The organism is Ensifer sp., from assembly GCF_035999185.1.
GTDB lineage: Bacteria > Pseudomonadota > Alphaproteobacteria > Rhizobiales > Rhizobiaceae > Ensifer.
In genome coordinates, this window is record NZ_DASYHB010000179.1 from 1 (window position 1) to 10,213 (window position 10,213).

Annotated in this window: 10 protein-coding genes; 5 read left to right on the forward strand and 5 right to left on the reverse strand. The window is 60.8% G+C overall.

Annotated elements, in window-relative coordinates; translation table 11 throughout:
* Positions 1-117: 117 nt before the first annotated feature.
* Positions 118-801 (reverse strand): cytochrome c oxidase assembly protein, encoded by a 684-nt coding sequence (locus VGO04_RS24290; protein WP_327498524.1) that lies wholly within the window; start codon positions 799-801, stop codon positions 118-120.
* A 131-nt stretch (positions 802-932) separates the two neighbouring features.
* Here VGO04_RS24290 and VGO04_RS24295 point away from each other — a divergent pair, with 131 nt between their 5' ends.
* Both VGO04_RS24295 and VGO04_RS24300 read left to right on the forward strand, forming a co-directional pair.
* The gene (locus VGO04_RS24295) at positions 933-2,258 is read left to right on the forward strand and encodes a sorbosone dehydrogenase family protein (protein WP_327498526.1); all 1,326 of its coding nucleotides are present in this window, start codon (positions 933-935) and stop codon (positions 2,256-2,258) included.
* A 247-nt stretch (positions 2,259-2,505) separates the two neighbouring features.
* Complete coding sequence (locus VGO04_RS24300; protein ID WP_327498527.1) at positions 2,506-2,955, forward strand: hypothetical protein; 450 nt, start codon at positions 2,506-2,508, stop codon at positions 2,953-2,955.
* Positions 2,956-3,121: 166 nt separating this feature from the next.
* Here VGO04_RS24300 and VGO04_RS24305 read toward each other — a convergent pair whose 3' ends face one another.
* Positions 3,122-3,325, reverse strand: coding sequence for a hypothetical protein (locus tag VGO04_RS24305; RefSeq protein ID WP_327498528.1), 204 nt, complete (start codon positions 3,323-3,325; stop codon positions 3,122-3,124).
* Between the two features lie 50 nt (positions 3,326-3,375).
* Positions 3,376-4,191 carry a Ku protein gene (locus tag VGO04_RS24310; protein WP_327498529.1) on the reverse strand — a complete coding sequence of 272 codons (816 nt, stop codon included), beginning with the start codon at positions 4,189-4,191 and terminating at the stop codon, positions 3,376-3,378.
* 129 nt (positions 4,192-4,320) lie between these two features.
* On the opposite strand from VGO04_RS24310, the gene VGO04_RS24315 reads away from it, so the two are divergent.
* A complete protein-coding gene (locus VGO04_RS24315) occupies positions 4,321-5,136 on the forward strand; it encodes a Ku protein (RefSeq protein WP_327498530.1) in 816 nt (271 codons plus the stop codon).
* Between the two features lie 90 nt (positions 5,137-5,226).
* Here the strand turns inward: VGO04_RS24315 and VGO04_RS24320 are convergent, their stop codons facing one another.
* Together VGO04_RS24320 and VGO04_RS24325 are read right to left on the reverse strand one after the other, a co-directional pair.
* The gene (locus VGO04_RS24320) at positions 5,227-5,787 is read right to left on the reverse strand and encodes a hypothetical protein (protein WP_327498531.1); all 561 of its coding nucleotides are present in this window, start codon (positions 5,785-5,787) and stop codon (positions 5,227-5,229) included.
* A 470-nt stretch (positions 5,788-6,257) separates the two neighbouring features.
* Entirely contained in the window at positions 6,258-6,482 is a 225-nt protein-coding gene (locus tag VGO04_RS24325; RefSeq protein WP_327498532.1) for a hypothetical protein, read from the reverse strand.
* A gap of 283 nt (positions 6,483-6,765) precedes the next feature.
* On the opposite strand from VGO04_RS24325, the gene VGO04_RS24330 reads away from it, so the two are divergent.
* Together VGO04_RS24330 and VGO04_RS24335 are read left to right on the forward strand one after the other, a co-directional pair.
* A complete protein-coding gene (locus VGO04_RS24330; RefSeq protein WP_327498533.1) occupies positions 6,766-9,429 on the forward strand; it encodes a response regulator in 2,664 nt (887 codons plus the stop codon).
* Between the two features lie 127 nt (positions 9,430-9,556).
* The gene (locus VGO04_RS24335) at positions 9,557-9,907 is read left to right on the forward strand and encodes a hypothetical protein (RefSeq protein WP_327498534.1); all 351 of its coding nucleotides are present in this window, start codon (positions 9,557-9,559) and stop codon (positions 9,905-9,907) included.
* The last annotated feature ends 306 nt before the right edge of the window (positions 9,908-10,213 follow it).

Here is a 10,213-nt window from a genome sequence, read left to right on the forward strand (position 1 = left end):
ATGTTGTAGGCGCCTGACCAGGCAAAGAGCAGCCCTGCCGCCGCGAAAACCAGGAGGGCCGCAGCGACGGTCAGCGCGAGCTTGCCGGGCGTCGCCAACGTCCAGCCGGCGATCCGCCTAGCCCGCGCGAGCGGAGACATCGCGAGCGGAGACATCTGGACGGGTCCGGGTTCCATCGAGCCGGTTGACCATGCGTGCGGCCAGCGCGACGCCGACCACTAGGTAGCTCATGGGACACGCGGTCACCATCAGCAACCCAGCGAGCTGCTGGTCATCCAGACTCGACGGCCCGGTGGTGCACAGCGCCAAGGCGAGACCGGGCAGGCTGTAAAGATCGCGGGGCGCGAAGATCAGCAGCGCACCTAGGAGACAGGCGAGCTTCCCGGTCAGTAGAAGTGCCCAGAGCACGCTCCAACCGCCGCTGCGGGCGGCGCCGATGATCGCATGCCAAAACCACACTGCACCGCTAGTTAAGAGGGCCATCAATCCAATCTGGGCCAGCACCGAAGCGGCCGCGAGTTGCTGGAGCGTCGGCGTATGCCAGGCCCCAAGAACGACCATTTGAACGGTCGCGGCGGTCAGAAGGGAACCGCGCCGCGTTGAGCGAGGCTGCGGCAGGGCCAGGGAGATGATCGGGGAGAATATGTTCATCACCGCGAGATGCTGCAGCATCTGCAGCGACAGCGGACCAAGGCTGAGGAAAGGCACGCTCGCAAGCCCCGCAAGCGCGAGGACGCCGGCACCGACCAGCACGGCCGGGGTGACGTCCTGCGCCCCGTCTGAGATCTGCAGATTGCGCAAGCGAAGCTCTCCCCAGCATCGACAACCGGCAGCCGATGCGATGGTTCCCTCCTTCGCCTCTGATCGTCGCAACATCTGCGCGCCCGCCACGTTGCCCCTTTCACAACCCCAGCCTGGATACGGAGGCCTGTATGACGCGCTCTCACAAGCTTGTTCTCCTCGTCAGCGTCGCCTTCTCGGCGCTGGCTCTCGCCTCCTGCAGCGACAAGCCATTGCCCGAGGAGGCAGGGTATGGTCCGAATCCGACGCTGCCGGAGCCGAAATCCTCGTGGCTTCCGACAATCAAGGTCGCCAAAGCGGTGGGCTGGAGGGAGGGCGAAAAGCCGACTCCGCTTGCCGGCGGGCAGGTCTCCGCCTTCGCCACCGGCTTGCAGCATCCGCGCTGGCTTTACGAATTGCCCAACGGCGACGTCCTCGTCGCCGAAAGCGACGCGCCCCCCAAGCCGGAGGAAAAGAAGGGTGGCTTCCGCGCCTGGGTGCAGGGGCTCTTCATGGAGCGCGCCGGATCCCGGACCCCCAGCGCCAACCGCATCAGCCTGCTGCGGGACGCGGATGGCGACGGCGTCGCAGAGATGAAGAGTGTCTATCTCGAAAGCCTGACCTCGCCCTTCGGCATGGCGCTCGTCGGCGACCAGCTCTATATCGCCAACGCCGACGCGGTGGTGCGCGTGCCCTATATCGCTGGCGAGACGAAGAACACCGCCAAGCCTATCAAGGTCGCGGATCTGCCGACGGGTCGCAACCACCACTGGACCAAGAGCCTCGTCGCCAATGCGGACGGCTCGCGTCTGTACGTCGGCGTCGGCTCCAATTCCAACGTCGCCGAGAACGGCATGGCAGAAGAGGTGAATCGCGCGGCGGTGCTCGAGATCGATCCGCAGAGTGGCGCGACCCGGCTCTTCGCGAGCGGTCTACGCAATCCGGTCGGCATCGACTGGAATCCAGTCACGAAGGAGCTGTGGGTCGCGGTCAACGAGCGCGACGAGATCGGCGATGACCTGGTGCCCGACTACATGACTTCGGTCAAACGCGAAGGATTTTATGGCTGGCCCTACAGCTATTACGGTCAGGCCGTTGACAAGCGCGTCGACCCACCCCGGCCCGACCTAGTCGCCAAGGCAATCAAGCCGGACTATGCGCTGGGCTCTCATACCGCGTCTCTGGGCTTCACCTTCGCCAAGGAAGGCCAGCTAGGCCCGCGCTACGTAGGCGGCGCATTCATCGGTCAGCACGGATCCTGGAACCGGGCCAGCCCCGTCGGATATCGCGTGATCTTCGTGCGGTTCGATGAGGGCAAGCCAACAGGCCTGCCGCAGCCGATTCTCACCGGTTTCCTAAATGACCAAGGCGAGGCGCGCGGTCGCCCGGTCGGCGTCCTCGTCGACCGCCGTAGCGGCGTCCTCGTCGCCGACGACGTCGGCAATGCGGTCTGGCGAGTCGTTCTGCCCTCGGGCTGAGCGGTCGGCCGCGGACCAGCGCATTGCCGGACAACGTTATCTGTGCCGACAGCGATCACGGCAGAACGGGCTCGGCACATACGTTGCCCATAGCCGAGCGCTGCTCGGCGGCGGCCTTGTCCGTCAGCCCTAAGGGATGGGATGCACGCTAAGCTGGAACGATATCGCCCATTTTTGGTGATCCTGCGGATCGTTTTCGAGTTTCGCGTGTTGTGCCCTCGCGCGCAGTTTGGCGTGAGGAGCAAAAATGATGACGTTTCGGCAAACAGCCATATCCGTCGCAGCCTTCCTTATGATGGTTGCGCCAGCCCTAGCGCAGTCACGCTCGCTCGGCCCATCGACAGGCACGGTGAGGATTGAGCAGGTGCAGGCGGGCTTTATCGCATCGGGTGAGGTCGGCGGAGGTACCCTCAAATTCGCCGGTCGATCCTACCCGATCACCGTCGGCGGGCTTGGCGTGGGCTCGATCGGAGCGTCGAAAACAGCCGCGTCCGGCACCGTCTACGGACTCAAGAATGTGTCGGACTTTCCGGGCGCCTATCTCCAGCTCAAGGAGGGATGGGCAGTCGGAAATCAGGGCCGTGGCTATACTTGGCTGCGCAATGACAAAGGCGTGACTTTGCGCCTGACCACGCGACGGCAGGGCCTTCAATTGTCGCTTGGCGCAGACGGCGTGCTCATCGGATTCAAACAATAACTTGCGCGCCGTGTTACGGGCGAAGCCCCATTCCGGCGCGCTTCCCCAAAAAGAGACGACCCATGATCGTTGAGGAACGCCGTGCGATGCTCTTGGCGGTCATAGGGTGCGTTCTGTTTGGGTTGTATTCCGAGTGTCACGCGAGCAGTCTGTTAACAGCACTTTCCTAGGCAGATCCCTCGGCTTCCAATGCCGCACGCTGTTTCACCAGTTCGTCCAACGCCGCCTGCTGCTCGCTGAGCAGCAACGAGATCCGCTCCTCAGAAGCAGCGCCAACAGTTGCCGTTGCCCGCTCCATCAGTTCCGAGATGTTCCGTCGGGCGATCGCAATGCGCTCGTCCATTGCCTGCAGGGTGGCTTCGCTAGGCATCTGCCTCTCCGTCCTTGCCTTGTTGATGAGGGCCTATCCCCATTGGATCGCTACTTTCGCCTTCCGACCTGGCCTTTGCCCGCATCTTCTGCCAAGCTCTTCTTGAGCGCTTCAAATAGATTGACAACGTTCCCGCCTTTGGCTGCGGCCGAAGATGGCGACTTGGCACGGCGCGCGCCTTTGCGCTTGGAAGCAATGAGCTTGAGCAAGTGCTCCTGGACCGGATCCTGTACCATTGCAGGGGACCAGTCTTTCGACTTCGCTTTGATGAAGCTCTGCGCCAGTTCGATCAGCGCGGTCTCCGGCTTCAGCTCGTCGATGCCACCAAAGTAGGCCGTTTCGTCACGCACCTCGTCGCGGTAGCGCAGCGTCCATAGTACGATGCCGTTGTCTCGCGCCTCTAACATGACGGCTCGTTCGCGGCGGCCTAGCACTAGTCTGGATAAACCAACTACCTTACTCGCGGCCATGGCGTCACGGATGACGCAAAAAGCCTCCTCGCCGACCTCGTCATTGGGCGTCAGATAGTAGGGGCTATCCAGATAGACCCACGGGATCGAATCTCTAGCAACGAACATCTCGATCTCGATGGTGCGGACGGATTGGAGCGCGACAGATTCCAGATCCTCGTCGTCAATCACGACAAACCGCTCCGGCTCGAACTCGTAGCCCTTGGCGATGTCTTCGTCGACGACAGGCTTGCCGCTATCTGCATCGACATACCGACTGACAACTCGATTGCCGGTCTCGCGATTTAGCGTGTGGAAGCGGACTTTCTCGTTTTCCGATGTCGCAGGCGCCAGTGCGACGGGACAGGTCACCAGGGATAGCTTGAGATAGCCCTTCCAATAAGGACGGGGTGCCATGACGCAACTCTCTACAACGCAACGAACTAGCGACTCAACGCCGCCAATGGCCTCCCGTTCCGTGACCTCGGAACCCATTCGCAACACAAGGATTGAATCGCCGGGCGTTGCGTTACGGAGCTTGGGCCGATGGCAATTCGGGCAAACTGGAAGGGGTACCTCAGGTTCGGCGAAATCAGTTGCCCCGTCGCACTCTACACGGGCGCGAGCACATCCGAACGGGTCAGCTTCCAGGCTATCAACCGAGCCACTGGACATCGTGTGAAGCGCGAGTTTGTCGATCCCGAAACGGGAAAGGTCGTCGACCGCGACCATCAGATTAAAGGCTTCGAGATCAACACGGACCAATATGTGCAGCTGGAGCCGGAAGAGGTCGCGCAGGCGGTTCCAGAGGCAGACAAGAAACTCGCGGTCTCGGCCTTCATCCCATGCGCCGAAATCGACACGGTCTACTTCGATCGCCCCTACTATCTCGCTCCATCGTCGACTGTCGGGCAGGAAGCTTTCGCGGTCATCCGTGAGGCGTTGCGAGCCAGCAAGGTCGCGGCTCTCGCGCATGCGGTCCTGTTCCGGCGCTATCGTTCACTGCTGATCCGGTCCGAGGGGCTCGGTCTCGTCGCTCACACCTTGAATTTTGACTACGAGGTTCGGTCGGCTGAGGACGCCTTTGCCGACATTCCAAAGCTCAAGATCAAGGGCGAGATGCTCGATCTCGCTCAACACATCATACGGACCAAGATTGGGAAGTTCGATACCTCTTCGTTCGACGACCGTTACGAGTCGGCGCTTTCCGACCTGATTAGGGCCAAGATGGCAGGCAAGACGATCAAGCTCACAAAGAAGGCAGCCTCGCCAAAGCCTACGGATCTCATGGCGGCGCTGCGCGCAAGCATTAGCTCTACGCCACCTCCACCGAAGCCACGTAGTGCGAAGAAGGCTGCCTGATGAGACGCTCGCGGATTCAGGACCGACGCGCAGTACGCGACGTACTCACACCCAAGCAAACTCCTTCTCAGCAGAAAACCCTGACCGAAGCTACGAGTTCAAATCCCGATCCCACGCGTCATCAGCTTGGGTGAGATCGGGATCTGGCGGCTTGGCCACCTCGAATTTGCGACACTCTACCAGCGGGATCTTCATCCAGGGGCCCGTCGCTTGGAGCCCCCTTGCCTCGGCATCGCTGATCACCGCAGTCAGAAGGCTATCGGCCTCCTCCGCAATCATCGCAAGGTGTGCGTTTACGCTCACCGCGTCGTCTTCGCTCGGCTCGCCCGTTGATCTGATGCAGGTGACCGCCGTCAGCTGTCTGGCAAAGCCCGCGGCTTGGCGCGCTATCTCATCGATCTTGTCGATCCAGCCCTGTGTCGCGCTGTAGGCACGATACTTCTCCGGATCGGCCAAGCCACCGCGTATCAGCTGCGATTTGAGCTCCGTGAGAGAGCAGGCCAGCCGGTAGGCGAACTGCTCGGCGGTTTCATCCGGGGGCTCAAGACCTGAAAGATCGAGAACGCCCTGCCGCTCGTCGACCCGAGGAAGGCGAGGGCCGGCAACGACGTGCGACGCTGACCCAGCGCGAAGCATTCGTTTGGCACACATGACGCAACTCCTATTGGACGGAGTCCGAAACGGTAGCCGGATCGAATCGTTCCTTGTCGGTAAGGGTTTTCGCGGAACCCCGGCGAGCGACCGACGTTATGAGATGCTGGCACGAGCATTCGGGAAGTGCGGCTATGCGACAACGCCGTCCGTTGAATTCTGGCTTGTATTCTTGATTGCGACACTCATGGCGATCATCACCATGTACGCCATCGCACCTCCCCTTCCGTCGCCGGATCAGGCAGTAAAGACCCGCGGAGACTTGCTGGAATGAAGGCGGCTCGTACGCGGACCGTGTGAGACACGAAAAGCGAAACGGCCCGGCCTGGAGTGAGACAGGGCCGAGTTTGGCAACGTAGCACGTGCGTTTCCAGCTGGGCCCGGGGGGCAGATTTCCGGAGATGCTGACCAACCGTTGCGCCGCAACGGAGGTTGCAGAGACCGCGCCAACACATCGCCTGGCTTATCGTTCAGCTGCTGTGGTCGCGCCCCCGGAACTGTAGCAGGACATTCTGCTTGAGGTCGTCTTCATCCAGCGCCAGGGGCGTAAAGCTCGCAACTAGGTAGGCTAACCTGGTGCGTTCAGCCTCCCAACGGTCTTTCGGAATGGTGTCCTTTAAATCACTCCATGCGGCTTCGATCACAGCGAAGGCCCGCGCCAGATCCACCGGATCCTTCAATGATGAAAAGGGCATAGCCCCCTCCCCAAGATTGACACGACGCGGAAGAATTTAGGAGCGGCGCGCGATGTCGCAAGAGGTCCTGGAAATGGAAGATGGGGAAAACACTGAAGGAGGTGATCTCGTCAATGTGGCGCGTCGTGCGTGGCTGAGCCCTGCGGCGCCAGATGCGGCTAAGCGGACTCGCCGTCGCGCAGACCTTTAGCATTGGCGCTTGGACGGAGTCGAACAGCCCCATTGTCTAAGAGCGCGGCGCGTGTGAATGCTGCCAGCATGGCTCCGCTGGAATTTGTGCGTCATGGCTCGTGAAGTTTGGCGCAGCGTTCCAACGCGACTGATCATGCTCGCCCTATTCGCGATCATTGTTGTTCCGGGCGTGCTTTTCTCAGCCCTTCTGCTGGCTCGCTTCGCCGAGTCCGAGCGCGGGCGATACCGTCAGGAAGCGCTGGAAGTTGCTCACAATGCAGCGGCGGCCGTCGACCAACACCTGCGCGGCTGGCAAGCCACCTTGCAGACCTTAGGAACCTCGGAAGCCCTTCAGGACGGCAATCTGGAGGCCTTCTATCGCCAAGCCACGGCCGTCAAGGCCTTCATCGGCGTCGATGTTGGCCTGCGCGAGCTTTCCGGACAGCAGTTGGTCAATACGCGCCGCCCTTGGGGAACGCCGTTGCCACTCACGCCACTCCCAGGTGACGATGAGGTCATTGCGGGTAGGCAACCGGTCGTCTCCAATGTGTTCCGGGGTGCCCTGGCGCAGCAACCGCTGGTCGCCGTTATCGTACCGATTCTAGTCAGCGGTGTCCCCCGATATCTCCTGCACGTTAGCGCGGAGACGAATCTTGTCGCCGATGTCGTACGGCCGATAGCCATTCGTGATTGGCTCGTTGCGATCGGCGATCGAGCCGGCGTCTATGTCACGCGCTCCGAGGAGCATGCCCGGTTTTCTGGGCAACCTGGTGTTCCGGCCTTTCTTTCTCAGGCCAAGGGAGCGGACGGTGTCTTCGTTGGACGGAGTGCCACCGGACATGAAGTCCTAGTCGGCTATGCTCGCTCGGAGCTGTCTGGTTGGCTTGTGGCGGCCAACATCCGTCAGAGCGTCATAGAGCGGCCGTTGTGGAGGGCAATTCTCTTTCTGCTCGCAGGCGGCGTTGCGTCACTATTTCTCAGTTCGCTCGCAGCGCTCTTTCTCTGGCGGATGGTCGCCACCCCACTCAAATCACTGACAATGGCAAGCGCGAGTATGGGGCATTCACTCGAGCCTCTGCAAATACCGACTCGATTGCGAGAATTCATAACGCTTCGAAACGCCCTGTCCGATGCCTCCCAACAGTTGGCTGCGCGGAACGCCGTACTTGAGGAGAAGGTTAGAGAACGAACTGCCGAACTGATCGAGGCGCACGGCAAAGTTAAGGCGGAGGCCGAGGAGCGGCACCGGGTTGAGGCAATGCTTGCTCAGGCGCAAAAAATGGAAGCCGTCGGTAACCTGACCGGTGGCGTCGCGCACGATTTCAACAACCTGCTCCAGGTCATCGGCGGCAACCTCGAACTCGTCGGCCGAGAGGCCGAGCTGTCGGACAAGGCTCGCGCTCGCTTGCAGAATGCGATGACCGGCGTGAGCCGTGGGGCACAGCTTGCGTCTCAGCTGCTGGCATTCGGGCGTCGACAAGCGCTCATGCCTAGAGTGATCAACGTGGGTCGCCTGCTTCGCGGCATGGATGACCTGCTAAGGCGTTCGCTCGGCGAGGCCATCGAGATTGAGACGATTATCGCAGGAGGGCTGTGGAACACCTTCGCTGATCCGACCAACGTCGAGAACGCACTGCTTAATCTCTCGATCAATGCACGCGACGCGATGGAGGGCACAGGCAAGCTCACCATTGAGGCAGGTAACGCGTATCTCGACGAAGTCTATGCACGTGCCAACAACGAGGTTGCGGCTGGGCAGTACGTGGCGATCAGTGTGACGGATACCGGCTCGGGGATGGCCCCGGAGATTCTAACAAAGGTGTTCGAGCCGTTCTTTTCGACCAAGCCGCAGGGGAAGGGAACGGGTCTTGGACTGTCGATGGTGTATGGCTTCGTGAAGCAGTCCGGCGGGCATGTAAAGATCTACAGCGAACCTGAACACGGGACGACGGTGCGCCTCTATTTGCCGCGGTCGCATAAGGCCGAAGATGTCATCATGGAGAAAACGAGCGGTCCCGTGACAGGCGGCCACGAGACCATCCTGGTCGTCGAGGATGATGCTGCGGTTCGCGATACGGTCGTCAGCCTACTGATGGAGCTGGGCTATCAAGTGCTGACGGCGGAAGACGCAGCGCGAGCTCTGACTGTGATCGAGAGCGGCATCGCGATTGACATGCTCTTCACTGACGTTGTCATGCCTGGCACTTTGAAAAGCCCAGAATTGGCGCGCAAGGCGAAGCAACTCCTGCCGAATTTGAGCGTGCTCTTCACATCCGGGTACACTGAGAACTCGATCGTCCACGGCGGGCAGCTGGATAAAGGGGTAAGTCTCCTTTCCAAGCCTTACACGCGCGACGCACTAGCATGTAAAGTCCGCGATGTCCTCCAGAAAGGGGGCCCCGTTGCGACATCTGGACCAGCTGACGATTCAACGGAACGGCGCTTGACCGTACTGCTCGTTGAAGACGACGCTTTAATCAGAATGGATTCGGCAGACTTGATCGCGGCCATGGGTCACGTCGTTGTCGAGGCCGGCAACGCGCGAGAAGCGATGCAGATTGCCGCGACGCAGGAGATCGACCGCCTGGTAACCGACGTAGGACTACCGGATTTCAGCGGGATCGAATTGGCAAAGCGCCTCCGCGAGACACAACCGAACCTGCCTGTCGTGTTCGCTACAGGTCGGGGCCAATTACCGGGCGTAACTCTCGACAATCGCACGAAGGTCGTGGTCAAGCCCTATCAATCGGCGGACCTCGAACGAGCACTGGCATAATCGCGCCGCCGTTATTTTTTTGTCGGCGCTCTATTCGATTTAGGACTTCTAAGGCTTCCCGGCGGCGGGTGGAACCGGTCATCCGCGTACCGGTTGTTTATGCACGGCAGTTGAAGGAGGACCGAACATGCCCCGCATGGACAATCCCGCAGTGGCCAGTTTGAAGATCGAGCAGCGAAAACAGCGGCAGGCTGCCCGCCGAAAGGGAAACGACGGCGAACTTAGTGACGCTCTCAAAGCGACGTTCCCGGCGAGCGATCCTGTTGCCGCGCAAGCGCCTGTGACGGCAGGAGGTGCGCCGACGGATTACATCTATCGGATGGGAGAGGAAGCAGAGGAGCTGCAAGAGATGGCCGTAGAACGCATTGGTGAGCTCGAGCAGTTGCTGTCCGATGAAATCCGTGCACGTCCGTTGAGGGCGATCGCATGGGCTGCTGCGGCGGGCGCACTCGTTGGCTTTTTTGCAGCCCGACAATAGTTGCACCAATCAAGCTGTGGTTCTTGGTGTTTGCGGCCTGTTACGCGCTCGCTCCCCTTGCCAGGATCACGGTATCTCAGCGCGGTCAATGTTGGCGAATGGGAAGCGCCATCGTCGGTGCTGTTCTTATCCCTGTGTTACGTAATCGCGCGCTAGTCGAGTTGTGACTCTTGTTCAGTAAGGCGGCTCTTTTCGATGGCGAGTTCGATCACCGCTCCAGAGGGTTCCCAAACGCGGTTGATTCTGCCGAGTTGACTTGTCGTTGCTTTGACAAGGCGGCTTCCGAAGCCTTCTGTCGCGGTGGGC